Source organism: Halopolyspora algeriensis, from assembly GCF_003337235.1.
Taxonomy (GTDB): domain Bacteria; phylum Actinomycetota; class Actinomycetes; order Mycobacteriales; family Pseudonocardiaceae; genus Haloactinomyces; species Haloactinomyces algeriensis.
Genome location: NZ_QPJC01000010.1, coordinates 75,965 through 100,996, shown reverse-complemented (window position 1 = coordinate 100,996; position 25,032 = coordinate 75,965). Strand labels below are relative to the sequence as shown.

The following is a 25,032-nucleotide window of genomic DNA, read 5'->3' as shown; positions in this document are numbered from 1 at the left end:
GGGAGCATGCGTTAGAGTATGTGTTGTCAGCAGGCGCTGATGAGAACAGAACAGTCCTCCGTAGCTCAATGGCAGAGCATTCGGCTGTTAACCGAAGGGTTGCTGGTTCGAATCCAGCCGGAGGAGCTTCATTGCGAAGGCGGTACCGGGACCCGGTGCCGCCTTCGTTGTCGGCATCCGGCGCGTTCGAGAGTCGGCTCGTCCCGGTGGGCCCGGGGCGCCGTCCTTGCCCGTGCGTATCCGTGGACCTCCCTCGCCGTGTGATCGGTGATTTTTCGAATCGGCAGCATTGCCGCTGCCGTGCCGGCACGATGTACCGATCATCGGGTGGAGTTCGCTCGGAACCGACTTGGCGATCCGCTTGCTGCCGGAGGATGTGGCCGACGACGGCGGCAAACGATCATTTCACAGCCGACGTAGGTCGACGATTCTGCTTGTCGTGCGAGCGAATATTATGGAGAAGATCTCATCCGGTGGTACTGCGCGGGGAGGAGGGTGGCGTGCTCGAGGGGAGGTCGTGGGAGTCGATCTGTGACCAGGCTGCGGGACCGGTGACACTGCTCGATCCGCAAGGCCGGTACTTGTATGTCAATCCGGCCTTCTGCCGCTTGGTCGGATACAGCAGTGAGGAATTACTGCGGCGTGGGAGGGAGTTGCTGACTTTTCCCGGAGATCATGCGAATGATCGTGAATCCGTCGGCGAATTGTTCACTTCCGAAACCGGTCAGAAAAGTCTCGAGAAACGATTTGTGTGCTTCGACGGCAGCGTGATCCGGGTTTTCGTGTTCCTTTCGGTCATCAAGGATGCCGATGGACAGCCGGAAATGCTTCTGGTGCAGGTCCAGGAGGTCGTGGGGCGACACGGATCCGAGGAGCGACAGCGCGAGGTGTCCCTCGACGACGAACTCGCATATCCGGTTCATCGGCACGAGGAGGTCGACGGACGCCGGATGATGGACACGCACCTGGTTCATCTGGCATTGCACGATCCACTGACCGGGTTGGCCAATCGTGCTCTGCTCGCCGACCGCCTCGCGCACCGGCTCACCGAACTGCCCCGTAACGGGGGTGCCGTGGCTGTCATCATGGCCGATCTCGACGGGTTGAAGCCCATCAACGACCACTACGGCCATCTCACCGGCGATCACCTTCTCATCGCCACCGCCGACGAACTTCTCGGTACCGTACGTACCGGTGACACGGTGGCTCGCCTCGGCGGGGACGAGTTCGTCGTCGTCAGCGACGTCGACGATCTCACGGCGGCCGAGGCGTTGCGTGCGCGAATCGCGCAATGTCTGAACACCGAGGTCGAAGTACAAGGCCTGCGCATCGCTCTGCGTGCCAGTGTCGGCCTCGCCGTCACCGACGATCCCGCAGCATCGACGGAGACTTTGCTGCACAGTGCCGACCGGGAGATGTACGCCCGCAAGCGGCGACGTCGCCGTCCCGGCGACCGTTCGTAGCGATGACCGTTGCCTGTTGCTGTGCGCACTCCCGGATACGCCCGGCTCGCGATCCTGTGCAACGCGCTTGGTGCGGGACCGGTTCGAGCAGGAAGCGGTGTGTTCCCTCGCGCTCACCCCATGGGCAGTGGGCTGTCGACGAGCTCGCGGAATTCCTGTGCAGGCAGCGGGGCGGAGAACAGGAAACCCTGGTAGGTGTCCAGTTCGAGAAATTTCAGCAGGCGGAGCTGGCCGGTGGTTTCCACCCCTTCGGCGACGCAGGCGCGTCCCATGGCGCGGGCTATGTTGCGCACGGCGCGTGCGATGGCGAAATCGGCGGCATCGTGGTCGACCCCGGCGACGAATCGGCGGTCGAGCTTGATGATCTGCGCGGGCAGATCCTTGAGCCGAGCGAGTGAGGAATAACCGGTGCCGAAATCGTCGATGGCGAATCGCACGCCGCGCTCGATGAGTTCGGACATGGACTGTTGGGCTTGCGGGGAGAGGTCGACGAGGCTGGTTTCCACCATCTCCAGGACCACGCGGTCCCAACCGATCCCGCATTCGTCGACGATGCGGGAGACCTCTTCGACGAAGGCCGGGTCGCCGGGCAGGAAACTGCTCAGATTGACTCCGATCCCCACCGGCCGCCCTCCCGACATCGGCCAGTTCGCCGCCTCGTGCAGTGCTGTGCGCAGAACCCACAGATCCAGCTCGCGCAGTTGATCACCTTGTTCGGCCACCGGCAGGATGACGTCCGGGGACAACAGTCCCCGGACGGGATGGGGCCAGCGCACCAGCGCTTCGGCCATGACCACGGAACCCTCGCGGTCGACGATCGGTTGGTACCGCAGGGTCATGTCGTTGTTGGCGATCGCTTCCCGCAACTGCCCTTCCAGGTGCATCTTCCCCGTGACCAGAGTGACCAGATCGGGATGGGCCAGGGATACCCGGCCGGGACCCCGGGTCTTGGCTTCGGACAGTGCCGTGTGAGCGGATCGCAGCAGATCCTCGGGGGTTCTCACGGCATTGTCGAAGGCCGTGGCGCCGATGCAGGCCGATACGCCGATCAGCTCTCCACCCACCGGAACGGTCGTGCGCAGGGACTTCGATAGCCGGAGCGTCAATGCCTCCAAGCCACCGACGGCGTCGATGTCCGAACAGACGATCAGGTATTCGTCGCCGGAGACCCGGGCCACCGTGCACTGGTCCGGTAATTCACTCCTGAGGCGCTGGGCCAGCACCACGAGCAACTCGTCGCCTGCTTCGTGGCCCAGCGAGTCGTTGACCCGTTTGAATTGGTCGATGTTGCAGACCAGCACGGCGAGCCGGTCGGTGGCGCCGTCGTCGAGCAACCGGCCGAGCAGCTTGGTGATGCCCCTGCGGTTGGGCATCCCGGTCAGTTCGTCGTGGAGTGATTCCCGAGGTTGCGTGCCCGGCGGAGGATTCCACTTGGTGACGTCCTGAAGCACCGCGACCCACACGCGGCTGCCGTCTTCCTCGGTCGACACGGAGCTGCACACATCGCAGAACACCGGTTGTCCATCCGAGCGAGCCAGCATTCGTTGCCGGTGTAGCGGGGTTCCGGAGCACGAGCCCGGGTCGGCGGCGTCCAGCGCGATTCTCTCGGCCCGTTCCTGCGGATGGAGCAGGTCCATGGCGCCCAGGCCGCAGATGTCCTGATGTCGGTAACCCAGCAGGTCGCACAGAGCCCGGTTGGCGTCCAGTACGTGGCCGGCGTCGTCGAACAGGCCGATCGCGACGGGGGCGAGCTCGAACAGGTCGGGATGTCGCCGGTTCGATCGTTGCCGCCGGGCGTGCCCGCCGGGGGTCTTCCGAGTCATATGCGTCCTCCGATACGCACAGTCCCGTCGCGGAGCTCTTCTCCCGTTGGAGTGACTATACCCATCATTGCTGCATATGGAGCCAATGAAATTACTGTCCGTGGTAATTTTTCGGATACGGCGCAGGTTTTTGCCGGCGCGTCCCCTCCTTCGTGTGTCATGCCTTTGAGCACAGGGTTACCGGGTTCGAGGGCGGGCGAGGGAACCACGGTGCCGCTCCTCGGCCGGTCACGGCACGTGTTCTCGTGATGCGTTCGTCACCTACATGAGCGGTTGGGTGTCGAGAAGGTCAGGCTCGGGTAACGATCCACGGGGCCCGGTGATGTCGCTGCTGTACCGCTCTGCGCATACGGAGCACTTTCGTTGCAGGTCAGCAAGGCCGTGGAGGGCGGTTCCCTTCGGTTTTGCGGCGGACTTCCGGCAAGCCGAGCGGGCTCACGATGAGCTATACACGACAGGAGAGCCATTGCTTTCCGTCCCCGGGGCAGTGGTGTCGGAAGACGGGGACGTGATGAAACGGGGGAGTAGCAATGTCCACACCAGGGATCGGCAAGGAACCACACCTCTGGCTGCCCGACCTGTCCTCGGTGACTCGGTTGCCGAAGCCGCTCAAGGCAGTCGTGTACCTGATCATGCTGGCGGTGTTGACGGTGGCCGGCATCAGTGCGCTACTGGCGACCGCGGTGGTTATCGGTGAGATCACCGGTTCGTTCGATATCGCGACGTTCATGGGGCGGTGAACGTCGCGATCGCAGTGGGGTCGAGGTCGGCGTCTCCTGTGCGAGGCGCCGACCTTTTTCGATGCGCGAGTGCCGAGGGGAGTGCTGCCCCGGGCTCCGTCGCACCGTGCATGCTCGCTACGATCGTTCTGGTTCCCACGGGGCGGTAGCTCAGACGGTCAGAGCAGCGGACTCATAATCCGTAAGACGCCGGTTCAAGTCCGGCCCGCCCCACTCGACCGACCTGCGATAACCGTGCTTGCTCGGTGAACCCGTCAGGGTGTGTGGCAACGGTGTGCCCACGCCACCGTCAGCACCCGTATCGGCCGCTGCGCGCGGTACCCGAGGGCATGACCTCGGCAGCGACGCGCGGGCTGGGCTCGTTCGGCGTGCACTCCGTGTGGCCGCCGGCGCTTGCTCGAGTGACCCGCACTCCACATGGCCGATGAATCGATGCTCCACTTCGGTCCACTGAGGAGAGCGTGAACGTGTGATCATTTCCGTGTGAGTGACGTGTGCCCCTCCGGAGGTCGCGATCGGCGATACTGTATCGATCAAAATCCGCGGGTGGTGTGCGCCGGACTGCCGCACTGCCCCTCGGTTCCGTGCCTTCACGGGAAGGAGGTGCCGTACGAACGAGCGTGAGTGGAACGAAACACATGCACGATCCGGCTGACTGGCGGCGAAGCGGGAAGCACTGGCACGCGTACAGCGAGATACGGCAGGAGCAGGGTTCGTCCACTCGGGTCGACCGCCTCGCTCGTGAGCCCGATGAGGTGTTGCGCAACCCGAGGGACGTGGCCCGGTGGCTGACCGTGATGAGCCGCGAGCACTCGCCCCGGATCGGGGTGAAGTTGCTCGGCGAGAACGCCGGATGGGGGCACGTCGGTGACAGCGGACACCTCGATCACGATCGGGCCGCCGATGAAATCGCTGCCGCACGCGGCGACAGCGTGCACGTCTCGATCAGTCGTGAGCACGACCGTGTGGACCTCTGGGTCGAGGCGGTCACGGTCGACGACTGCCCGGAGGGACATCACGAACAGGAGTGACGTCAGCGATGTGCTCCCAGTGTGGTGGGCCGATGATTCCGCCCCAGGATGGCGGTCCACCCAAGTGCCCGCACTGCGGGTAGGGCCCGGCCGGCAGGTGCACGCTGCCTGCCGGCACGGACCACTCGATCACCGCCTGTCCGAAACGGTGGTCGTGACCCGGCGGTGGTGCCGGGACGGCGGCTGCCGTCTCCGTCACCGCGGCTCTTTCAGAGCCCGTCTTGGGACTTGGTCAGGTGGTTGCTGAACCGCCGTCTCAGGCGGCGCCTTGCGGCGTTGCAGGCCACATCGAGTAGCCACTTCTCCGCCACGTGGCCAGCTGCCTTGCTGATGCCCGCCTGCGGGCATTCCGATCGAATACGCCGGAGCGGGTCACTCTGCTCAGGCTGATCATTCGAGCGAAAGAGCCAAATCAAAGACAGGCACTCACATTCCGGCCGTCTCGGCCAACCGGTCGAGATATTCCAGTGTCGCGTCCCGCGGCTTGGTCGGCAGGTAGAACAGGACTCTGTCCACACCGGCCTGCGCGTAGTCCTCGAGAGTGGAGGCATCGTGCGGCGCCGCGTACACCGACACGGGCACGCGCCGGCCCGCTTGCTCCCGCACGCGTTCGATCCGCGCCCCCAGGTCCTCGGTGCCCGCGCGTGGCAGCCATCCACCCCCGTACTCGGCCACGCGCGCCACCGAGCGCTCGCTCTCACCGCCGACGTAGATCGGCGGATGTGGCTGCTGGACGGGCTTGGGCCAAGAGTGGATCGGGTCGAAATCGACATGTTCGCCGTGGAACTCGGCCTCGTCCCGGGCCCAGATCTCCCGCATCGCCCGGATCCGCTCGTCCATCAGCGCACCGCGGCGGGCCGGATCGGTACCGTGGTTGCGCATCTCCTCACGGTTCCAGCCGGCGCCGACACCGAAGATCACCCGGCCACCCGAGATGTGGTCGAGACTGGCCACCTCCTTGGCCGTGGTGATCGGGTCGCGCTCGATGACCAGTGCGATCCCGGTGGCCACGAGCAGGTGCTCGGTGGCGGTGGCGGCGGCTGTCAGGCTCACGAACGGATCCAGCGTGCGGTAATAGATCCGCGGCAGTGGTTCCCCACCGGGATAGGGGGTTTCCCGGCTCGCCGGGATATGGGTGTGCTCGGCGAGAAACATCGAGTCGAACCCGCGTTCCTCCAGGGCCTTTCCGAGCTCGGCAGGAGCGATTCCCTCGTCGGTCACGAACGTCGAGATACCGAATTTCATTCGAATGTGGGCTTGCCTCGTGCACGCCTCGGCGCACGGGGCAGGCCCTGCCTCCTCACAGAACCATCGGGCAACTGCTGCCCATTCTGGGTCAGCAGGCGAAGTACCGATACCGCAGGCAAAGCAAGCACCGCGGCAACGATGCCACCACCCGGCGACAGAAGTCCATTGTGCACGCTTCGTGATCGGGACATGCCCGTGATGGGGGCAATGCCCGGGTGGCAGCACCACCATTGATCAGCATCGACGGTGGCGCGATCCGGGAACGGTGGCGGAGGTGCTCATCACGTGTACGGGCCATGGCGGGAAGTGATCAGGTTGTGCCGCACTGCGGGGCACCGTCCACGCTGGCAGCAGGTTGCGGCTTTCGGCGTGTCGACATGGGTGCTGTGGTGGGTCGGCGGCCAGTTCATCGTGCCGGAAACCGCTCCCTCCGCACTGGATGTGCTCGGCGAGCTCGGTAACCGCTTCGGCCTTGCCCTGTCGCCGTGGGGTCGGCGGGTTGCGCAGGCATGGGGACAGCTGGCGCCGCTGGTGTCCGTGCTGGGAGGGCTCCTGTGGGCGGCCACGAGCGAGCGCGGCCAGGCACCTGCCTTGCTCGGCTGGGTCGCCGTCATGCTCGCGTCCGAGCGACTCGGGTACCAGCCGTCGGTGGTGATCGCGCTGGCTGCGATGGTGGGCTTCATCCTGCTGGCATGGCTCTGCTCGCTGGCCAACAACCGGTTCGTGGACCGCCGCCCGACAGCGCCGTCGCACAATGTGCTGCGGGCCGGTGTTTCGGCAGCGGCACTGTCGGCGGTGGTTCCCCTGTTCGCTCCCGGAGTGTTCGTGTTCCGGCTGTGCCGCCCCTACGTGGCGACAGCGCCCGGTGCGGTCCCCGCCGGGCGCGGAAGCGACGGTGGCCGCACCGGAGTACCCGAGCCCCCCGACGCATGAGCGGACCGGCATTGCCCCGTTCGGGTGGTATCAACACTCGTGTCCCACCGGGGCACTGCGGCATTCGGGGAAGGTCGAGGAATGCCCGGTAGCGCCGAGAACTGCGGTTTTCTTCCGTGAAAGCCGGCACTGGCAGCTCGTGCGGCAGCGCAACGGGCCGGATCGGTACCGCTCCCGGCTGGTCTCTCCTGTGGCGCGGGTGCGCACCGGCAATGCAGAATGACGCAGCGAGTGATCGGCTGATGACCGCGTGCAGACGAGGCCGTAGGGGAAGACGTCCCTCGTCGAACAGCGGAGGTCAGTGGTGAGCACTCGTGGCAGCGCCCGTGGCCCGACGGAAGGTGTGGTCTACATCCACTCGTCACCGGCTGCGGTCTGTCCGCATGTCGAATGGGCGATCTCCGGCGCACTCGATACTCGAATCGACCTGCGCTGGACGGAGCAGCCTGCCCTGCCCGGGCAGTTGCGTGCCGAATGCGCCTGGTCGGCCGAGCCGGGAGCCGGGGCTCGGTTGGTGACCGCTTTGCGCGCTTGGCCGATGTTGCGGTTCGAGGTCACCGAGGACCCCAGTCCGGGGATGGACGGGCAGCGGTTCTGCCACGTTCCCGAACTCGGCCTGTGGCGTGCCTGCACCGGCGCCAACGGCGATATCGTGGTCAAGGAGGACCAGTTGCGCACGCTGGCGACCAGCAGCACAGGTACCGAAGCGTTCGGTTACCGCGTCGATCAGTTGCTGGGTGCCGCCTGGGACGACGCTCTCGAACCGTTCCGCCGGGCCGGCGACGGCGCCCCCGTGACCTGGCTGCACCACGTCGGTTAGGAGACGCCGGTGCGGGTCGGCCGTGCCGCGAAGCCGACCACCGCGGGCGAGGGACACCGCCGAGGAGGCGGAGCGGTCGGACATGAACGGGATCCGACACCGGATCCTGCGACGATGCTCTTCGGCGGTGTGGCAGGCTCGGTGGGGTGCGTGCGACTGCCCGCCCCGGGCGTTCGGGGATTCCGTGGTTGAAGTGGGGAGTGCCTGTCGCCGCCGTCGTCCTCGTCGCCGCTGTCGCAGCCGGAGCGGCAGCGCGCGTACTGTACGGGGCTCCCCCGAGCGAGGGGTCGGTGTCTCCGGTGCCGAACACCGCAGGACCGGGGAAGGAGCCGGGTTCGAGCAGGGTCGAACTGAGCCCGAGTGCCACCGAGCATCCCGACCACGTCGCCGTGCGCATCCTGCTGCAGACGCACTTCAATTCCATCAATCTCAAGCGCTACGACCGGTGGAAGACCACGGTCGTGGAGGAAAAGCAGCGACGTCAGCCCGAGAGCGCCTGGCGCGAGGAGTACCGAACCACTCGGGACGGCAGCATCAGGGTGCTGCGGATCATGCCGGGACCGCAGGACTCCCTGCGGGTGATGTTGACGTTCACCAGCACGCAGGACCCTTCGGATGCGCCTCCGTCGATGCAGGTGGGATGCCTGCGATGGCGCGTGGTCTATCCGGTGGTGCGGGATTCGGGCGGACTCCGCTTCGGTGTCGGTCTGCCGGAGAGTTCACTGGCACGGCCGTGCTGACACCCCGCGGGCGCTACAGGGGGATGTTGCCGTGGGCGCCGCACCCGGCAGGAGCGGCGGCGAGTGCTTCGGCGATGCGGCGGCGGGTCTGGCTGGGTTCGATGACCTCGTCGACCACGCCGATGGACTTCGCACGGTCGACACCGCCTGCCACCCGCTGGTGCTCTTCGGCGAGTTTGTCCTGCAGCGCTTCGCGTTCGTCGTCCGGCGCTGCGGCCAGTGCCTTGCGGTGCAGGATGCCGACCGCGGCCTTGGCGCCCATGACCGCGACCTCGGCCTCCGGCCAGGCGAACACCGTGGTCGCCCCGAGGGAGCGGGCGTTCATGGCGATGTAGGCGCCGCCGTAGGACTTGCGGGTCACCAGGGTCACCCGGGGAACGACGGCTTCACCGAAGGCGTGCAGCAGCTTCGCCCCTCGCCGCACGACACCGCCCCATTCCTGGCCCACCCCGGGCAGGTAGCCGGGAACGTCGACCATGACCAGCAGCGGGATGCCGAAGGAGTCGCACATCCGCACGAAACGGGCGGCCTTCTCCGCCGACAGCGAGTCCAGACACCCGCCCTTGCGCAGCGGGTTGTTGGCGATCACACCCACGGTCCGGCCACCGAGCCTGCCGAGCCCGGTGACGACGTTGGGAGCCCACTTGGCCTGGAATTCCTGGAAATCGCTGGCCTCGTCGGTATCGGTGTCGAGGATGCCCCGGATCACCGGCTTGACATCATAGGCACGCCGCGCGGTTTCCGGCAGCAGCGCGCGCAGGTCCTGCTCGGTTTGTACCGAGTGGAGGTCGAACAGGCCCGGCCGCGCGAACAGCCCGGTCAGGTGCCGGGCCCGGCGGTAGGCGTCCGGCTCGTCGGCCGCGACGACGTGAACCACGCCGGACTTCTTGCCGTGCGCCTCGGCCCCGCCGAGCCCGTCCTGGTCGATCTCCTCACCGGTCACGCTGCGCACCACGTCCGGGCCGGTGACGAACACTCGCCCGGTCGGGGCCATGATCACCACGTCGGTCAGCGCCGGACCGTAGGCGGCGCCGCCCGCGGCCGGGCCCAGCACCACCGAGATCTGCGGCACCTTGCCCGAGGCGCGGATCATCGCCGCGAACACCTGGCCGACGGCGTCGAGGGCTTCGACTCCCTCGGCCAGGCGCGCGCCTCCCGAATGCCACAGCCCGATCACCGGGCACCGCCGGCGCACCGCCGTGTCGATGGCCTCCACGATGTGTCGGCACCCCTCGGTGCCCATCGCTCCGCCCATCTTGGTGCCGTCGGTGCAGTAGGCGATCACCGTGGCCCCGTCGATACGGCCCTGCACCGCGTACACCCCGCTGGCATCGCGCGGATGCAGCGGTGTCATCGAGTCGGGGTCGAACAACTGGGCCAACCGCAGTTCCGGGTCACGCGGATCCTGCTCGGTCTGTTGGCTGTCGGGACGCGTGGCCAGAGCGGTCATGAATGCCTCCGCAGGTGACGGGCTGAGTGTGGTCGGGAACCGGTCAGGGCCGAACGAACGCGAGGGCGACGTTGTGCCCGCCGAAACCGAAGGAGTCGTTGACCGCGGCGGTCAACTCGACCTTGCGTGGCTCCCCGGCCACCACGTCGAGTTCGACCTTCGGGTCGAGGTTGTCCAGGTTCCGGGTCGCCGGGATCAGACCGGTGTGAATCGACAGGATGGTGACGATGCTCTCCACCGCGCCGGCTCCGCCGACGAGATGACCCAGTGCCCCCTTGGGGGCGGTGAGCACGACGTGGTCCCCGACGGCCTTGCGCACGGCAGCGGCCTCACCGACGTCACCGACCACCGTGGAGGTCGCATGTGCGTTGACGTGGCCGATGTCGTCGCCGGACAAGCCGGCAGCGGAGACCGCGCTGTTGATCGCGTTGACCTGTCCCACACCGTCGGGGTGGTTACCGGTGATGTGGTGGGCATCGGACGTGATCCCCGCTCCGCCCAACCGGGCGTAGACACGAGCACCGCGAGCCCTGGCGTGCTCGGCGCTTTCCAGCACCACCACACCGGCACCCTCACCCATGACGAAACCGTCACGGTCGGTGTCGAACGGCCGGGAGGCCTTTTCGGGCTCGTCGTTGCGCGTGCTCAGAGTCCGGGACTGGACGAAACCGGCGACCGTGATGGGATGGATGCAGGCTTCGGCGCCACCTGCCACCACCACATCGGCGCGTCCGGACTGGATCATCTGCATCCCGGTGGCCAGTCCCTCCGCACCCGACGCGCATGCCGAGGCGGGGGAGTGCACCCCGGCCCGGGCCTTGAGGTCCAGGCTCACGTGCGCGGCCGGGCCGTTGGGCATGAGCATCGGCACGGTCAGCGGGGACACCTTGCGCAGGCCCTGTTCCTTGAGCAGGTCGTGCTGCTCGAGCAGCGTGAGCGGGCCACCGATGCCGGTGCCGACAGCCACCCCGAGCCGGTCGGGATCGACCGGCTGCTGCTCGTCGGAGGGCATGTCGAAGCCGGCGTCGGACCACGCCTGCCGGGCGGCGACCACCGCGATCTGCTCACAGCGGTCCATCCTGCGCAGTTGCACCCGGGGAAGGATCTCGCCGGGTTCCTGGGCCAGCGGGGCCGAGATCCGTGCGGGCAGGTCGTAGGTGTCGACCCACTCGGCTTCGGTCTTGCGGACCCCGCTGCGTCCACTGATCAATCCGTCCCAGGTGGACGCGACGTCACCGCCGAGCGGTGTCGTCGCGCCGAGACCTGTGATCACGACATCGGTTGTGGTCATGCGTTCTTGGCGATGTAGTCCACCGCATCGCCCACGGTCTTGAGGTTGGCCAGTTCGTCGTCCGGAATCTTGACCCCGAACTTGTCCTCGGCCTGGACGGCGATCTCCACCATCGACAGCGAGTCGATGTCCAGGTCATCCACAAAGGACTTCTCGGTCGACACGTCGTCGGCGTCCACACCGGCGACCTCTTCGACGATGCCTGCGAGACCTTGTGTGATTTCCTCGTTCGCCACGGTGATTCCTTCCTTGCTCACGTCGAGCCCCCGGTTCCTCTCCGGGAGGGCTTCAGGAATGGCTGCGGTGTGCTGCACTCACGGGCAGATCACCACCTGACCGGCGTAGGACAGTCCCGCCCCGAAACCGACCAGGAGCAGCACGTCGCCACTGTTGATCTCGCCCGCCGAGCGCATGTGATCGATGGCGAGCGGGATCGAGGCGGCGGACGTGTTGCCGGAATGCACGATGTCACGGGCGACCACGAGGTCGCTACGGGCACCCTGACTTTGCAGCTTCCGCGCGATCGCTTCCACGATGCGCAGGTTCGCCTGGTGTGCGATCAGGGCGTCGACATCGCCCAGCCGAAGCCCCGCCTGCTCCACGGCGCGGGCGGCGACCGGTGCGACCTGGGTGGTCGCCCACCGGAAGACCGTCTGGCCCTCCTGGTAGATGTAGCGGTTGTCCCGCAGGTAGATGGTGTCCACGAGATCCCCGGCGCTGCCGAGGGACGCCGGCCCGATCGCGGGCTCTTCGGCGGGACCGACGACGGCGGCACCGGCACCGTCGGCGAAGATGATGCAGTTCGCGCGGTCCTGCCAGTCCAACCATTCCTGGAACCGCTCCGCGCCGATGACCAGGACACGGCGCGCGGAGCCGCCGCGGACGAAATCGGAGGCCGCGTTGAGCGCGTAGCAGAACCCGGCACAGGCCGCGTTGAGGTCGAAGGCGCCGGAGGCCGTGATGCCGATCCGGTCGGCGACCTGGGCCGCAGCGTTCGGGATGGGACCGGGCATGGTGCAGGTCGCGATGATGACCTGGTCCACATCGGCCGGTGTGAGGCCCGCGTCGGCGATCGCCTTCGCGCCGGCTTCCACGGCCATGGTGACCACGGTCTGATCGTCGTCGCCGAGCCTGCGGCTGACGATGCCGACACGCTGCTGGATCCACTCGTCGTCGGTCTCGACGACCTGCGCGAGGTCGTCGTTGGTGACCACGCGGTTGCCCTGGGTACTGCCGAACCCGAGGATCTTCGTGGCGGCCGGCCCGGCGGCCAACGTCATCGTGGGCGGGGTTGTCACACCTGGCTCCTGGAGTGGTTCGGGCTGTGCTCGGCCAGCAGTTCGGCGACCTTGTCCAGGTCGTCAGGGGTTTTGAGGTTCACGGCCTGGGTGCCTTTGATTTCTCGGCGTATCAAGCCGGACAGGGTGCCCGCGGGCGGGAGTTCCACGACCGCCGTGACTCCGCGCTCGGCCAGCGTCACCATGCACGAATCCCAGCGCACAGGACGTGTGACCTGGTCGACCAGCCGGTGCAGCACGGTCTGCGAGTCGGAGACCACGGCGCCGTCGGCGTTCGACAGCAACGGCCGTCGGGCATCGGAGACGGTGACCTCGGCCGCGTGGTTGCTCATGGTTTCCCGCGCGGGGGTCATGAAGCGGGTGTGGAAGGCTCCGGCGACGGGTAGCGGCCGCACCCGGGCACCGGCGGGGGGCTCTTCGGCGAGCTCCTCCAGCGCGGAGCGACGGCCCGCGGCGACGATCTGTCCGGCACCGTTGCGGTTCGCCGGGTCGAGGCCGAGCTTGTCCAGGTGGGTCACGATCTCGTCCGGGTCGCCACCCATGACGGCCGACATGCCGGTCGGTTCGAGCGAGCACGCCGCGGCCATCTCGCGTCCGCGCACCGCGGCGAGGGTGACGGCGTCGTCGAAGGTCAGTGCTCCGGCCAGTGCGGCGGCCGCGAGCTCGCCGACCGAGTGGCCTGCCACGGGCGCGTCCTGCGGGATCTCGACCCGGCTGCGCAGCTGCTCGGCCGCGATCAGGGACAGCGCCACGATCAGCGGCTGGGTGACTGCGGTGTCCTTGATCTCGTCGGCATCGGCGGTGGTGCCGAGGCGAACCAGGTCCAGGCCGGTGAGTTCCGACCATGCGGTCAGGCGCGACTCGACTCCGTCGAGCTCGAGCCACGGGGCGAACATGCCGGGGGCCTGAGCCCCCTGTCCGGGTGCAAGAAGCGCGATCACGCCTGCCACTGAACACGTTATCCGGCGATCGCGCTGATGCTGACACGGACGAAGTCAGCGCCGGAACGTTGTGGAGTGTCTACAACGACTGCGGGACACAGTGCCTGTAATGACGTGAGTCTTTGTCACTTGTCACCCATATGTGACGCCGGCGTGAGCGCGTGCCGGTGTGAGGCACGCCTCAACGGTGATGCGGTGAATCCTCACCCGTCCCGGTGATCGTGTCGCTATCCTGCTGCGGCCATGATCACGACTTGAGGGGACGGCAGTGGATTTCCGCGTCGATATCGAGGGCCTGGATTCCCTGAAGAACAACCTCACCCGGAGCTCGGAGAACCTCGAGCAGGCGCTGAACGCGATGCGCGACATCAGCTCGGAGTCACTGGGGTACAGGACGCTGGATCAGGCGTGCGCCGACTTCCGCGAGACCTGGCGGACCGGGCTGAAGAAGGTCGAGGAATGCACCGGCAAGCTCACCGAGGGGCTGGACTCGGCCAGGAAGGACTACGTCGAGCTGGAAAAGCAGATCGAAGAGGGCTTCGCCGGGATGGAGGTCGAGCTGGGCGGGGGTGCCGGGAAGTGAGCCAGGAAGGCTGGTCCGGGATCGGTTACAACCCGGCGCCGGGCAGCGTGGCCGCCACGGGTGAGCTCGCGGGCAAGCTGAACAGGACCGCGACGTATCTCCGGGAGACTTACGAGGTCCTCAACGACGTCAAGAATCAATCCGACGTCTGGCAGGGCGAGGCCTCGAAGGCGTTCGCCGAGCGGATCGAGGACCTGCCCACGTACCTGGACAACGCGCACAAGTCGCTCGACAGAGCCTCGGGGCATCTGCGGTTCTGGGAGGAGAACCTCTCGCAGTACCAGAACCGGGCGCAGACCTTGGAGAAGGATGCCCGCGCCGCGCGGGGGCAGGTCGCCGAAACCGAGACCGCGCTGGAGAAGGCCAACGCCAATCCCGCGTTCAACCTGGCTGGACAGCGCTTCGACACCGACGCGGAGCTGCAGGATGCCGAGCAGCGGCTGGCTCAGGCGCGAGCGCAAGCCGATGCCGCCGCCAAGCGGGCCGAGCAAGCCCGGACCTCACTCGAGGAGATCCTTCGCCGGGCGGAGAAACTCAAGCACGAGCACGAGGGTACCGCCGACGACACGGCCCGCAAGATCCAGGCCGCCGACGACGGTCTCGCCCCACCCGAGCCCGGGTGGTGGGAGCAGCTCGTCGACTGGGTCGCCGAGAACGCCGGCTTTATCGGCGACATCGCAGGCGTCGTGTCGGCCGTGGCGGGGTCGTTGGCGTTTATTCCTGTGCTTGCGCCGATATTCGGCCCCATAGCGCTTGCAGCTGGTGCTGTTGCCTTGGCAGGCCACAGCCTCGACATGGGGCTGAACTGGGAGGAGAAGTCGGAAAACAAAGGTGCATGGGCCGGACTGGGCGCTGATGTTGCGGGTCTGGTTCCAGGGATTGGTGCTGTAACCAAAGGTATTGACTTCGCTGGTGACTCCGTAGGGCTGCTGAGCAAGTCAGGACAATTTTGCCGTGGGCTCGGCGATGATATGCAGGAAGCTTCCATGGTGCCCAAAATGGCTATGGAGTCGCTCGGTTACTCACATGTAGCGGAAACTGGCGCCAAGGTGAGTCAATCATTCGTAAATACGGTCACTCAAGTTCCGACTGTGACAGAATGGGTCACTCCGGGAGAAACGGAAAAGGAAGAAAAGAGAGGGGCCGCGTTCGGCGCCCTTGTCGGTAACGCTCTTCAGGTCAGGTAGAAAAATAGTCCGATGCGCAAAAATTGAGGACGACCATGCAAGAAGAGAGTCCCATATGGTTTGATGTTCCGGAATTTTTTGTCCCAATGGGATTCGGAGACGAAGCTGAGCATAGAATGTCGCGGATGATGGAGTATATTGGCTTGGTAAATCCACAGACTACGCTCGAAGAGCGTTTGCGGCATGCCTTCATTCAGGAGAATTTGCTCAAACACATATGGGACCAAGGTGTTCGTTACGGAGCTACCTGCCTTTTGAGGTCGGACGAAGATGATGTGCCTCGATTGACCACGGCGCAGTTCACCGCCAGCCTCATTCTTGCTGATGTACCTGGTAATGATCCACTTTCTACGCTGGAAAAGTCTTTGTGACTGCGAGGAAAAACTCGGGAGACTGCCGTCGACGAGCTCTCGACCGGTCCGGCGCTGCTGGTGGCGGATGAGAGTCAGGTGACGCTTTCCGCTGAACTGCTGGGGAGTCAGGAAGACAGCGTTCGTACAACCAGGCAGATTCAAGCGTTTATTCCGTTGCCAGACGGTAGTCGCATGGCAACGCTGGCTCTTGCCACGGAAGCGCTTGATGATTGGGACAATTACCTTGCTATTATGCGTGGAATACTCGGCACGGTCTCTTTTCGTAAACCGGGAACACGGTCGTCGATCGAGACGAGGCTCGATGGTTTGATGTAATCAACAAGGAGCTTCGATTTGGAGATTAAGGAAAAATGAGCGACTTAATATTTCTCTTCGGTGTTGTGGCGGCGTTCTGCTTTATTGCCTGGTTTCAGGTCGAGCGATTTGTTGTGCGCAGGCGAGGAGCTTATCAACTGGTGGAAACCCTTAGAAACGAACTTCGTTCTCCGCGGGGCTCTCATGACGGTGTGGTGTGTATGCGCCGGTACAAGCTGAGAGGTTTATCACGTGAAATGATTGCAGAAGTAGCAAATCAAGAGGGATATGAAATATCGGGGTTCGGGTTTCACGGCGGCATTTTCTATCATTTTCATTTTACGCCGATCAGCATTTAGCAGGGTGGCTCAAAGTGGAATTTATCGACACTGCAACGATTCGTTTTGTGCAGTTCACAATTGTACTTGTGGTTTGGCTGGCTTTCACAGAAGTGTTCAAACCTCCGCGTGTCGTGCGTGCATTGCGACGTTGGCGTGCCACGTCGCGGTTGCGGAAGGAGTTGCGGCAGCGGGAAGCCGAACCGAATACGGTGGTGTACTGGGACCGGTACCGGCACTTGAGCAAGGCGGAGCTGTTCGCGGTGGCCGAGGAGTTCGGGTGGCGCTACAGCGAGCAGCGGATCGTGCCGGAGGGCTGGGCGCTGGATTTCGTGCGGGTCGGTGCGGCGAAGGTGGTTTGATCGCACCTCACCACAGGCCCCGCGACTTGGCCAGGCGCCCGACGGCCAGGGCCGTGCGCAGGATGAGGGCGTCACGCGGATTGGTCAGTGTCCGGCCGGTGATCTCGGAGACGCGGCGCAGCCGGTACCGCACGGTGTTGGGATGCACGTAGAGCTGCCGTGCGCAGCTTTCCAGGACACCGCCGACCTCGAGGTAGGTGTCCACGGTCTCCATCAGAGCGCTGCCCGCGTCGACCAGCGGCAGCATGATTTTCTCGATGAGCTGGCGCTCGGCTTCCGGATCCCCGGCGAGGGCCCGTTCGGGCAGCAGGTCCTCGGCAGGCACCGGGCGCGGCGCCGCCGGCCAGGCCACGACCGCGCGCAAGGCCGACATGGCGTCGCTGGCCGAACGGTGCGCCTCGGTCAGGCTCGACACGGTCGGCCCCACCACCACGGGCCCCTCTCCGAAAGCCTCGGTGATGCTCGTCGCGGACTCGCGTCCGGCTCGCCGGTCGGACGGCTCCCCGAACACGACCACCAGCCGGCTGCCCTGCACTCCCAGCAGCACCGACCGCCCGGCCCGAGCGGCCCGGCTGCGTACCTGATACACGATGCTGGGCGGGTCGTCCGACGGGGCGTTGCCGACGAGCACGGTGGCCTCCGAGGAAGGTTCCCAGCCGAGCGCCGCCGCACGTGAGAGCAGGGATTCCTCGGTGTCTCCCCGCACGATCCCGTCGACGACCAGTGCTTCCAGCCGCGCATCCCAGGCACCGCGGGACTCGGCCGCCGCCGCGTAGGACGTGGCCGCGGCGAAGGCGATCTCCCGCGTGTAGCGCAGGATCGCCTCGGTCAGCAGAGTCCGCTCGGACTCGTCCTCGGCCAGGTCGGGGAGTTGCTGTTCGAAGACATCGATCGCCGCCCGCACCATCTCGACGGTCTGGCGCAGGCTCACCCACTGGGAAAGGTCCTTCGGCGCGGAGCGGAACGCCTCGGCGGTCAGCCGGATCGCCTCGGTCGGATCCTGCAGCCACGACACGAAATTGGACACGCCGGTCTGGGTCACCAGCAGCACACTGGCGCGCTGGTCGGCAGGCAACCGCCGAAACCACGGCAGTCGCTGCTCCATCGCGCCGATACTCGAGTTGGCGAGCCCGCCCGAGGCGTGTTCCAGCCGCCGCAGCGTCTTCGGCGACACCTGCGTGCGAGGGATGCTGCCCTGCTCGTCCGCGCTGCCGTTGCCCATGGCTGTCAGCCTGCCATGCCGGTCGGTCGGCGCCGGCGGGTATCGGGCTCCCGTGCTGTCGCACCGCGGTCTCGGGTGCCTTCCGACGCATCTCGGGCGGAATTTCGAGAAACCGCCCAGCACGGCCATGATCGGCCGGACGACCTTCGTGCTCGTGAAAGGCACGGTCCACGGTCACCGGGGCGACCACGGCACGGTGATGGTGGCTCTCAGTGCTCCTGCTTCCGCCGGGACGCGTCGGCACGGTGCTCGGCACGCGCATCACGCAACCGCAGCAGCCGCTTGACCAGAGCCGGATCCTGCTCCAGTGCTTCCGGATCGTCGAGCAGGCGGTTCAGGCGCTGATAGTAGCGAGTCGGGGAAAACCCGAAACGCTCCCGGATGTTGCGTTCCTTGCTGCCCGCCTGGTGCCACCACTCGCTCTCGAAGGCGAGGATGGCGCGATCCGTCTCGTTCATCCGACAGCCCCCCGTCCGACAGCCCCTGGCCGGTAGCTTCTGACCGAAAGCTCCACGTCGATCACTCGACCAGTGACTGACCCCAGTCTACCCGGATGCGCACGTGTGTTCGACAGATCGTTCGAGTCGGCCCGCGTGATCCGCCTCATGCGGGAACGGCCGGCTCGGGGCGGGCAGACCCGACCGGCATCACCCGGGGAACACGGCGGCTGCTTCGTCCTCCAGGACGGGGCCGATGAGCTCGACCGGCTGGGGCAGGAGCGCCAGCACGTCCCGGGTGCGCAGGTTCATGGCGCGCTCGTCCGGCGGGAAGGCGGCCTGCGCCCGGGGCAGCGGCATCCCGAAAACCACCCGGCTCACCCCGGCCTGATACATCGCGGTGGTGCACATCGGGCAGGGCTCACCGCTGGCGAACATCGTGGTCTCGCGCAGCGCGTCCAACCCGAGTTCGGCCCCGGCGCGGCGCAGGGCGACGGACTCCGCGTGTGCCGTGAGATCCCCGGTCGCGGCGACGGTGTTGCTCCCTTCGGCGAGCACCGTGCCGTCCGACCCGGCCAGCACCGCTCCGAACGGGCGATTCCCGAAGCGGGCGGTCTCGGCGGCCAACGAGATCGCGCGGCGCAGGTGTGCTGCCTCCTCCGAGGTGAGCGAATCCATGGTGCGGTTCTCCAAGAGGTTCGTGGTCGAGCCCGCCGTGCGGGGATGGGCGCGAGTCTCGCACCCACCCCCGCACGCTTACGCGACGCCCGGATCCGTGGTTTGCGGACCGGCGGCCTGCGCATCGTCGATGCGGTACTTGCGGGCTGCCTCGCCGGCCCTGGCGGCCTCCATCTCGCCGCTGCGGGCGAGAGACGCGAGCGCGGCGACCACGGTGGATTCCGCGTCGACGAGGAAGACCCTCCGTGCAGCCGGTCGCGTATCGGAGAACCCGAAGCCGTCGGTGCCGAGAGTGACCATCTCCGACGGAACCCACGGGCGGATGAGATCCGGTACCGCCCGCATCCAGTCGCTGACCGCGACCACCGGCCCCCGGCCCTCGCCGCTCAGAGCCCGGGTCACGTACGGCACCCGGGGCTCGTCTTCGGGATGGGTCAGATTGTGCTGCTCGGCGCTCTCGGCTTCGCGCCGCAGTTCCGTCCACGAGGTGGCCGACCACACGTCGGCCTGCACGCCCCACTCCTCGGCGAGCATCTCCTGGGCCCGCAGTGCCTCCGGCATGGTCACCCCGGATGTCAGGATCTGCACGCGCGGCCCCGAGCTGCCCGGCGCCTGCCGGTACCGGTACAGACCGCGCAGCAGGGCGTCCACGTCCAGGTCCTCCGGCTCGGCCGGTTGCTGGTACGGCTCGTTGTAGACGGTCAGGTAGTAGAAGACGTTCTCGGCGTTCTCGCCGTACATCCGCCGCAGGCCGTCTTTGACGATGTGAGCCACTTCGAACGCCCACGCGGGATCGTAGGAGACCACGGCCGGGTTCGTCAGCGCGAGCAGCAGCGAGTGCCCGTCGGCGTGCTGCAGCCCCTCACCGACCAGCGTCGTGCGACCGGCGGTCGCGCCGAGCAGGAAACCGCGGGACATCTGGTCTCCCGCGGACCACAAGGTGTCGCCGGTGCGCTGGAATCCGAACATCGAGTAGAAGATGTAGACCGGGATCATCGGCTCGCCGTGCGTGGCATAGCTGCTGCCCGCCGCGATGAACGACGCGGCGGAACCGGCCTCGTTGATTCCCTCGTGCAGGATCTGCCCCTGCTCGCTCTCGCGGTAGGCGAGCATGAGCTGGTAGTCCACCGGCGTGTAGGACTGGCCCAGCGGGTTGTAGATCTTCTGGGAGGGAAACATCGAATCCATCCCGAAGGTGCGTGCCTCGTCCGGAATGATCGGTACGAGGCGAGGGCCGATCTCCGGGTCCTTGGCCAGGTCCTTGAGCAGCCGGACGAAGGCCATCGTGGTGGCCACTTCCTGCTTGCCGGAACCGCGCCGGATCACGTCGTAGACCTTGTCGCCCGGCAGGACCAGGGCCTTGGACTTGGTCCGTCGTTCCGGCAGGTAGCCGCCGAGCTGCCTACGCCGCTCGTGCAGGTACTCGACCTCGGGCGAGTCCTCGCCGGGGTGGTAGTACGGCGGCAGGTACGGGTCCTGGTCGAGCTGCTCGTCCGAGATCGGGATGCGCAGGCTGTCCCGGAAGAGCTTCATGTCGTCCAGGGTCAGCTTCTTCATCTGATGCGTGGCGTTACGCCCCTCGAAATGCGCACCCAGGCCGTAGCCCTTGATCGTCTTGGCCAGGATCACCGTGGGTTGGCCGTGGTGCTCCATCGCCGCCTTGTAGGCCGCGTAGACCTTGCGGTAGTCGTGGCCGCCGCGGCGCAGACCCCAGATCTGGTCGTCGGTGTAGTTCTTGACCATCTCCTTGGTGCGGGGATCCCTGCCGAAGAAGTGCTCGCGGACGAAGGCGCCGTCATTGGCCTTGTAGGTCTGGTAGTCCCCGTCCAGGGTGGTGTTCATCAGGTTGACCAGCGCGCCGTCGCGGTCGGCGTGCAGCAGAGCGTCCCACTCGCGGCCCCACACGACCTTGATGACGTTCCACCCGGCACCGCGGAAGAACGCCTCCAGCTCCTGGACGATCTTGCCGTTGCCCCGAACCGGGCCATCGAGCTGCTGCAGGTTGCAGTTGACCACGAACGTCAGGTTGTCCAGGCCCTCGTTGGCCGCCACGTGCAGCAGACCCCGCGATTCCGGCTCGTTCATCTCGCCGTCGCCGAGGAACGCCCAGACGTGCTGCCTGCTGGTGTCCTTGATGCCGCGGTCGTGAAGATAGCGGTTGAACCGGGCCTGGAAGATCGCGTTCTGCGGCCCCAGGCCCATCGACACCGTCGGGAACTCCCAGAAGTCCGGCATCAGGCGGGGATGCGGGTAGGACGGCAGTCCCCCGCCGGGGCCGGCGTGCGAGTACTCCTGCCGGAAACCGTCGAGCTGGTCGGCGCTCAGCCTGCCCTCGAGGTACGCGCGCGCGTAGATGCCGGGGGAGGCGTGCCCCTGGATGTAGAGGTGATCGCCCCCACCGGGATGGTCCTTGCCCCGGAAGAACCAGTTGAAGCCGACCTCGTACAGGCTCGCCGACGAGGCGAAGGACGAGATGTGGCCGCCGACGCCGATGCCGGGGCGCTGTGCCCGCTGCACCATGATCGCGGCGTTCCAGCGCATCCAGGCGCGGTAGCGCCGCTCGGTCTCCTCGTCACCGGGGAACCACGGCTCCTGCTCGGTGTGGATCGTGTTGACATAGTCGGTGCTGACCAGCGAAGGAACACCGACACCCGTTTCACGGGAGCGCTGCAGCAGCCGCAGCATCAGGTACCGGGCACGCTGCTGACCGTGCCTGGAGAGAACGGAGTTGAACGAGTCCAGCCACTCCTCGGTCTCCTCCTGGTCGATGTCCGGCAAGTGCGAGGCCAGCCCCTCCCGGATAACCCGTACCTTCTGCGGGGAGCCTGCGCCACTGGTCTCGCTGTTGTTCGGGGACAAGGGAACTCCTCGACTACGTCGTGGACGCTTACCACCGGCCGGCCTGTGAGGCCGACCACGCCATCTTCCCCCATCCTGGTCAGTGACGCGCGAACCGTCACTGTTACCGACCGGTATGCAGGTGGCCGATTGTCCGGGGGCACAACTACAGTCAGTCTCTGAGATTGCAGCGGCGTGTCATACCGTCAGCAGTTGCGCCGGTGGCGGCTCGCAGTGTTCGCTATCGGAAGGACCGTGCCAGACCAACGAGGTGTGGGGGCCGAACAGCCGCCACACCGGTGCCATTGGAGGAGTGAGAAAGCCGTGGTCGCCGCGGAAGACGCCGGCAAGACTGAGGTCGACGTCGCCGACAAGCTCGACATCGAGCCGGACATGGTGGTTCAGGAGATCGGGTGGGACGAGGACGTCGATGACGCTGTCCGCGCCGCGATCGAGGAGCGTTGCGGGAGTGAACTGCTCGACGAGGATGCCGACGAAGTGGTCGACGTGGTGCTGCTGTGGTGGCGCGACGACGACGGCGATCTGACGGACACACTTCTCGACGTCATGACCCCGCTCGCCGACGAGGGTGTCATCTGGGTGCTGACTCCGAAGACCGGCCGTGCCGGTCATGTCGAGCCCAGTGACATCGACGAGGCCGCATCGACATCCAACCTGGCGCAAACCTCCAACATCAACCTCGGTGAGGGTTGGATGGGAACCAGGTTGGCCTACCGCAAGGCAGCGAAAACCAAGCGGTGATCGGCCACATCGGTGGCATCGGCGTCCGATCCGCCGATGCCACCGTAGGCGTGTTCCGTGTAGGTTCGGCGGCGACAGGATCACGCCGAACAGAAGGGTGCACGCCCATGACGGTCGAGGTCGGTGCCGAAGCTCCGGACTTCACGCTGCCGGACTCCAACAAGGAGCAGGTCTCCCTTTCCGGTTTCCGGGGTGACAAGAACGTGCTTCTGGTCTTCTACCCGTTCGCGTTCAGCGGTGTCTGCCAGGGCGAGCTGTGCCAGGTCCGTGACGACCTGGCCGAGTTCCAGAACGACGATGTCCAGGTCATCGGGGTGTCGGTCGACACCACGTTCGCGCTCAAGACCTGGGCCGAGCAGCAGGGCTACACGTTCCCGCTGCTGTCGGACTTCTGGCCGCACGGCGAGGTCGCCCAGGCCTACGGTGTGTTCAACGAGAAGGCCGGAATGGCCAACCGGGGAACCTTCCTGATCGACAAGGAGGGAACGGTCCGGTTCGCGGAGGTCAACCAGCCGGGCGAACCCCGGGACCAGGAGGCGTGGAAGAAGGCGATTCTCGCCCTGTCCGCGTGACAATCGGTGGTGGCCGACCGGTACAGTATGTCGCGACCACGGCCGGTACTCTCGGTGGCCACCACTTCGGGCGCATAGCTCAGCGGAAGAGCACTTGCCTTACAAGCAAGGGGTCGCTGGTTCGAACCCAGCTGCGCCCACCCCTTACCACCAGGGAAAACACTGGACTGCTCGGGGTTGCCGGGCAGTTTGTGGACCCAAGTGTGGTGTGAACAGGCCTGTCCTTGGTCCATGGCGAGGTCGAAAGCACGTCGTCAACGCCCGCGCGGCACGGTCGAGAAGCCGGCCGGTGGCGCCCTTCGCGTGAAGGTGTGTGCGGGCTTCGATCCCGTGGCGAAACGTCGCCACCATCTCCGCGAGACGGTTCCGGCTGGCTCAGGTGCGGCGTGCGGCGGAGAAGGTCCTGACGCGCTTGCTGAACCAGGCGGACGAGCACGTGGCAGCAGTACCGCGCAGCGAGCCACCGCTCTGCTGAAGGAGCGGGGCCTGGTCGAGGTCCTGCAGGGCCGCCGAACCACGGGGACCGTCAACGTGACGGCGAGTTCTGACAACGTTCGTCACAATGACGGCGTGAACAGGGACGTGAAGCAGCTACGGTTTCATCATCAAGGAAATCACTGCTGCAACGGCTGATACCACTCCGGCGAATGCCGATATCGTCGCAGCGCCTCCGCTGAACTTCCGGAATACTTTACGGCCAAACTCGGCCCAGTTCTGGCGACTTGCGAGTATCTTCGCGTTCTCCCATTTGTGGGATTCAAGATGGCAGCCCCGAAGCAGTCCTCTCGCATTGTTTTTGCAAAGTGAGGTGCCATCTCGGTTGGGGGCGCAACATGGAGCGGGCGCTTGGAGCAGAAAGTACACGATGATCGCCAGCGACATCACTATCAGGATGATCGGGTCTGCGTGGAACTGGAACCACGCGAAGTAAAGTCCGACCAGGAGGATGTATCCCCAGTAGCGCGCGATGCGCCTCTTGGTTTCAGCCCGCATGGGAATGACAGTACGAAACGCTGGTTATTTACCGTGACGGCCAAACGGTTGATCATGCTGACAATAAATGTGATCAAGCTAACAGGAGGTCCCTGTTGAGGCGTTGTCAAACCCGTCAAGTATGTATGACTTCTTTGTGAGTGTCATTCGGGAAATGGATACGGCTCTATTTGCCCGGAGAGGACCCAGGCTCCTCCGGGGCCGAACATGAGAACCCCCGCGGCACACATAACTGCCTCGATGCCGGTGACCTCCAGCAACACGTACGCGCATCCTGCGTTCAGTAGCAAACCGAGTACACCGACAACGATGTGTGCGCTGTTCGCTTCACCGCTGAGCCGGCACATGCCGGCGCCGATCAGGCAGGCGAGGCTGCCCGCGAGCACGACGATCGTCTGCATACGTGCGGAGACGGACCAGGCCGCCCACAGTTCGAAGAAAACCATCCCCGCTCCACCGATCGCCAGCAGTGTGGCTCCCCCGCTTTGGATGCGATTGGCGAGCGGTCTGTTCCACGTCACCTTACGACGGAGATTGCTCAACCTCTGCTCCTTCCCCCTCGTACCACTCGTAGCCGTCCTCATAGCCGGGTTCGTGGTCGCGTTCGCTCCTGC

The 25,032-nt window shown here is 65.9% G+C and carries 27 protein-coding genes and 3 tRNA genes; 17 read left to right on the top strand and 13 right to left on the bottom strand.

The window, feature by feature from the left end; translation table 11 throughout:
* Positions 1-54 precede the first annotated feature (54 nt).
* Together DFQ14_RS15425 and DFQ14_RS15420 are read left to right on the top strand one after the other, a co-directional pair.
* Positions 55-126 (top strand) — tRNA-Asn (locus DFQ14_RS15425).
* A 185-nt stretch (positions 127-311) separates the two neighbouring features.
* Positions 312-1,463, top strand: coding sequence for a diguanylate cyclase domain-containing protein (locus DFQ14_RS15420; RefSeq protein WP_338072617.1), 1,152 nt, complete (start codon positions 312-314; stop codon positions 1,461-1,463).
* A 113-nt stretch (positions 1,464-1,576) separates the two neighbouring features.
* Here the strand turns inward: DFQ14_RS15420 and DFQ14_RS15415 are convergent, their stop codons facing one another.
* Complete coding sequence (locus DFQ14_RS15415; protein ID WP_114453989.1) at positions 1,577-3,286, bottom strand: putative bifunctional diguanylate cyclase/phosphodiesterase; 1,710 nt, start codon at positions 3,284-3,286, stop codon at positions 1,577-1,579.
* A 530-nt stretch (positions 3,287-3,816) separates the two neighbouring features.
* Here DFQ14_RS15415 and DFQ14_RS15410 point away from each other — a divergent pair.
* The 3 genes from DFQ14_RS15410 (at position 3,817) to DFQ14_RS15400 (ending at position 5,057) form a co-directional block, all read left to right on the top strand.
* Positions 3,817-4,026 (top strand): hypothetical protein, encoded by a 210-nt coding sequence (locus DFQ14_RS15410; RefSeq protein ID WP_114453988.1) that lies wholly within the window; start codon positions 3,817-3,819, stop codon positions 4,024-4,026.
* Between the two features lie 139 nt (positions 4,027-4,165).
* A tRNA-Ile gene (locus DFQ14_RS15405) sits at positions 4,166-4,239 on the top strand.
* A 425-nt stretch (positions 4,240-4,664) separates the two neighbouring features.
* Positions 4,665-5,057 (top strand): hypothetical protein, encoded by a 393-nt coding sequence (locus tag DFQ14_RS15400; protein WP_114453987.1) that lies wholly within the window; start codon positions 4,665-4,667, stop codon positions 5,055-5,057.
* 426 nt (positions 5,058-5,483) lie between these two features.
* Here DFQ14_RS15400 and DFQ14_RS15395 read toward each other — a convergent pair whose 3' ends face one another.
* Positions 5,484-6,302: an LLM class F420-dependent oxidoreductase gene (locus tag DFQ14_RS15395; protein ID WP_114453986.1), complete on the bottom strand. Its 819-nt coding sequence runs from the start codon at positions 6,300-6,302 to the stop codon at positions 5,484-5,486.
* 372 nt (positions 6,303-6,674) lie between these two features.
* Here DFQ14_RS15395 and DFQ14_RS15390 point away from each other — a divergent pair, with 372 nt between their 5' ends.
* From DFQ14_RS15390 to DFQ14_RS15380, 3 genes are all read left to right on the top strand, one after another.
* On the top strand, positions 6,675-7,238 hold the full coding sequence (locus DFQ14_RS15390; protein WP_246195699.1) for a hypothetical protein: 564 nt from the start codon (positions 6,675-6,677) through the stop codon (positions 7,236-7,238).
* 304 nt (positions 7,239-7,542) lie between these two features.
* The gene (locus DFQ14_RS15385; protein WP_246195700.1) at positions 7,543-8,058 is read left to right on the top strand and encodes a DUF3145 domain-containing protein; all 516 of its coding nucleotides are present in this window, start codon (positions 7,543-7,545) and stop codon (positions 8,056-8,058) included.
* 146 nt (positions 8,059-8,204) lie between these two features.
* Positions 8,205-8,798 carry a hypothetical protein gene (locus DFQ14_RS15380; RefSeq protein ID WP_114453983.1) on the top strand — a complete coding sequence of 198 codons (594 nt, stop codon included), beginning with the start codon at positions 8,205-8,207 and terminating at the stop codon, positions 8,796-8,798.
* A gap of 13 nt (positions 8,799-8,811) precedes the next feature.
* Here DFQ14_RS15380 and DFQ14_RS15375 read toward each other — a convergent pair whose 3' ends face one another.
* The 5 genes from DFQ14_RS15375 to DFQ14_RS15355 form a co-directional block, all read right to left on the bottom strand.
* Complete coding sequence (locus DFQ14_RS15375) at positions 8,812-10,248, bottom strand: acyl-CoA carboxylase subunit beta (RefSeq protein ID WP_114453982.1); 1,437 nt, start codon at positions 10,246-10,248, stop codon at positions 8,812-8,814.
* A 43-nt stretch (positions 10,249-10,291) separates the two neighbouring features.
* Positions 10,292-11,539, bottom strand: a complete 1,248-nt coding sequence (locus tag DFQ14_RS15370; RefSeq protein WP_114453981.1) for a beta-ketoacyl-[acyl-carrier-protein] synthase family protein — start codon at positions 11,537-11,539, stop codon at positions 10,292-10,294.
* Positions 11,536-11,775 (bottom strand): acyl carrier protein, encoded by a 240-nt coding sequence (locus DFQ14_RS15365; RefSeq protein ID WP_114454065.1) that lies wholly within the window; start codon positions 11,773-11,775, stop codon positions 11,536-11,538. The genes DFQ14_RS15370 and DFQ14_RS15365 overlap by 4 nt, the downstream gene beginning before the upstream one ends.
* 78 nt (positions 11,776-11,853) lie before the next feature.
* Positions 11,854-12,819 (bottom strand): beta-ketoacyl-ACP synthase III, encoded by a 966-nt coding sequence (locus DFQ14_RS15360; RefSeq protein WP_114453980.1) that lies wholly within the window; start codon positions 12,817-12,819, stop codon positions 11,854-11,856.
* Between the two features lie 14 nt (positions 12,820-12,833).
* Positions 12,834-13,778: an ACP S-malonyltransferase gene (locus tag DFQ14_RS15355; RefSeq protein ID WP_170206361.1), complete on the bottom strand. Its 945-nt coding sequence runs from the start codon at positions 13,776-13,778 to the stop codon at positions 12,834-12,836.
* A gap of 268 nt (positions 13,779-14,046) precedes the next feature.
* Here DFQ14_RS15355 and DFQ14_RS15350 point away from each other — a divergent pair, with 268 nt between their 5' ends.
* The 6 genes from DFQ14_RS15350 (at position 14,047) to DFQ14_RS15340 (ending at position 16,916) form a co-directional block, all read left to right on the top strand.
* A complete protein-coding gene (locus tag DFQ14_RS15350; protein ID WP_114453978.1) occupies positions 14,047-14,361 on the top strand; it encodes a hypothetical protein in 315 nt (104 codons plus the stop codon).
* Positions 14,358-15,548, top strand: a complete 1,191-nt coding sequence (locus DFQ14_RS15345) for a hypothetical protein (protein ID WP_114453977.1) — start codon at positions 14,358-14,360, stop codon at positions 15,546-15,548. The genes DFQ14_RS15350 and DFQ14_RS15345 overlap by 4 nt, the downstream gene beginning before the upstream one ends.
* Positions 15,549-15,673: 125 nt before the next feature.
* Positions 15,674-15,919, top strand: a complete 246-nt coding sequence (locus DFQ14_RS21695) for a hypothetical protein (protein ID WP_158546709.1) — start codon at positions 15,674-15,676, stop codon at positions 15,917-15,919.
* Between the two features lie 78 nt (positions 15,920-15,997).
* Positions 15,998-16,237 carry a hypothetical protein gene (locus DFQ14_RS21690; RefSeq protein ID WP_141921363.1) on the top strand — a complete coding sequence of 80 codons (240 nt, stop codon included), beginning with the start codon at positions 15,998-16,000 and terminating at the stop codon, positions 16,235-16,237.
* 35 nt (positions 16,238-16,272) lie between these two features.
* Complete coding sequence (locus DFQ14_RS21685; RefSeq protein ID WP_141921364.1) at positions 16,273-16,575, top strand: hypothetical protein; 303 nt, start codon at positions 16,273-16,275, stop codon at positions 16,573-16,575.
* 113 nt (positions 16,576-16,688) lie between these two features.
* Complete coding sequence (locus DFQ14_RS15340; RefSeq protein WP_141921365.1) at positions 16,689-16,916, top strand: hypothetical protein; 228 nt, start codon at positions 16,689-16,691, stop codon at positions 16,914-16,916.
* 7 nt (positions 16,917-16,923) lie between these two features.
* Here the strand turns inward: DFQ14_RS15340 and DFQ14_RS15335 are convergent, their stop codons facing one another.
* From DFQ14_RS15335 to aceE, 4 genes are all read right to left on the bottom strand, one after another.
* Positions 16,924-18,138 carry a PucR family transcriptional regulator gene (locus tag DFQ14_RS15335; RefSeq protein WP_179951590.1) on the bottom strand — a complete coding sequence of 405 codons (1,215 nt, stop codon included), beginning with the start codon at positions 18,136-18,138 and terminating at the stop codon, positions 16,924-16,926.
* 209 nt (positions 18,139-18,347) lie between these two features.
* Positions 18,348-18,596 (bottom strand): DUF3263 domain-containing protein, encoded by a 249-nt coding sequence (locus tag DFQ14_RS15330; protein WP_114453975.1) that lies wholly within the window; start codon positions 18,594-18,596, stop codon positions 18,348-18,350.
* 189 nt (positions 18,597-18,785) lie between these two features.
* The gene (locus DFQ14_RS15325; RefSeq protein WP_114454063.1) at positions 18,786-19,253 is read right to left on the bottom strand and encodes a nucleoside deaminase; all 468 of its coding nucleotides are present in this window, start codon (positions 19,251-19,253) and stop codon (positions 18,786-18,788) included.
* A 78-nt stretch (positions 19,254-19,331) separates the two neighbouring features.
* Entirely contained in the window at positions 19,332-22,112 is a 2,781-nt protein-coding gene (gene aceE / locus DFQ14_RS15320; protein ID WP_114453974.1) for a pyruvate dehydrogenase (acetyl-transferring), homodimeric type, read from the bottom strand.
* A gap of 303 nt (positions 22,113-22,415) precedes the next feature.
* On the opposite strand from aceE, the gene DFQ14_RS15315 reads away from it, so the two are divergent.
* From DFQ14_RS15315 to DFQ14_RS15305, 3 genes are all read left to right on the top strand, one after another.
* On the top strand, positions 22,416-22,853 hold the full coding sequence (locus DFQ14_RS15315; RefSeq protein ID WP_114453973.1) for a DUF3052 domain-containing protein: 438 nt from the start codon (positions 22,416-22,418) through the stop codon (positions 22,851-22,853).
* 107 nt (positions 22,854-22,960) lie between these two features.
* Positions 22,961-23,425: a peroxiredoxin gene (locus DFQ14_RS15310; protein ID WP_114453972.1), complete on the top strand. Its 465-nt coding sequence runs from the start codon at positions 22,961-22,963 to the stop codon at positions 23,423-23,425.
* Between the two features lie 68 nt (positions 23,426-23,493).
* Positions 23,494-23,565, top strand: a tRNA-Val gene (locus DFQ14_RS15305).
* 451 nt (positions 23,566-24,016) lie between these two features.
* Here DFQ14_RS15305 and DFQ14_RS21680 read toward each other — a convergent pair.
* Both DFQ14_RS21680 and DFQ14_RS15300 read right to left on the bottom strand, forming a co-directional pair.
* Positions 24,017-24,418: a hypothetical protein gene (locus DFQ14_RS21680; protein WP_141921366.1), complete on the bottom strand. Its 402-nt coding sequence runs from the start codon at positions 24,416-24,418 to the stop codon at positions 24,017-24,019.
* 143 nt (positions 24,419-24,561) lie between these two features.
* Positions 24,562-24,960, bottom strand: a complete 399-nt coding sequence (locus DFQ14_RS15300) for a hypothetical protein (protein ID WP_141921367.1) — start codon at positions 24,958-24,960, stop codon at positions 24,562-24,564.
* Between the last annotated feature and the right edge of the window lie 72 nt (positions 24,961-25,032).

Coding starts and splice junctions, on each gene's coding strand:
- DFQ14_RS15420 (WP_338072617.1), top strand. CDS start 312: ATGTACCGATCATCGGGTGGAGTTCGCTCGGAACCGACTTGGCGATCC.
- DFQ14_RS15415 (WP_114453989.1), bottom strand. CDS start 3,286: ATGACTCGGAAGACCCCCGGCGGGCACGCCCGGCGGCAACGATCGAAC.
- DFQ14_RS15410 (WP_114453988.1), top strand. CDS start 3,817: ATGTCCACACCAGGGATCGGCAAGGAACCACACCTCTGGCTGCCCGAC.
- DFQ14_RS15400 (WP_114453987.1), top strand. CDS start 4,665: ATGCACGATCCGGCTGACTGGCGGCGAAGCGGGAAGCACTGGCACGCG.
- DFQ14_RS15395 (WP_114453986.1), bottom strand. CDS start 6,302: ATGAAATTCGGTATCTCGACGTTCGTGACCGACGAGGGAATCGCTCCT.
- DFQ14_RS15375 (WP_114453982.1), bottom strand. CDS start 10,248: ATGACCGCTCTGGCCACGCGTCCCGACAGCCAACAGACCGAGCAGGAT.
- DFQ14_RS15370 (WP_114453981.1), bottom strand. CDS start 11,539: ATGACCACAACCGATGTCGTGATCACAGGTCTCGGCGCGACGACACCG.
- DFQ14_RS15360 (WP_114453980.1), bottom strand. CDS start 12,819: ATGACGTTGGCCGCCGGGCCGGCCGCCACGAAGATCCTCGGGTTCGGC.
- DFQ14_RS21695 (WP_158546709.1), top strand. CDS start 15,674: ATGATGGAGTATATTGGCTTGGTAAATCCACAGACTACGCTCGAAGAG.
- DFQ14_RS21685 (WP_141921364.1), top strand. CDS start 16,273: ATGAGCGACTTAATATTTCTCTTCGGTGTTGTGGCGGCGTTCTGCTTT.
- DFQ14_RS15335 (WP_179951590.1), bottom strand. CDS start 18,138: ATGGGCAACGGCAGCGCGGACGAGCAGGGCAGCATCCCTCGCACGCAG.
- DFQ14_RS15330 (WP_114453975.1), bottom strand. CDS start 18,596: ATGAACGAGACGGATCGCGCCATCCTCGCCTTCGAGAGCGAGTGGTGG.
- DFQ14_RS15325 (WP_114454063.1), bottom strand. CDS start 19,253: ATGGATTCGCTCACCTCGGAGGAGGCAGCACACCTGCGCCGCGCGATC.
- DFQ14_RS15310 (WP_114453972.1), top strand. CDS start 22,961: ATGACGGTCGAGGTCGGTGCCGAAGCTCCGGACTTCACGCTGCCGGAC.
- DFQ14_RS21680 (WP_141921366.1), bottom strand. CDS start 24,418: ATGCGGGCTGAAACCAAGAGGCGCATCGCGCGCTACTGGGGATACATC.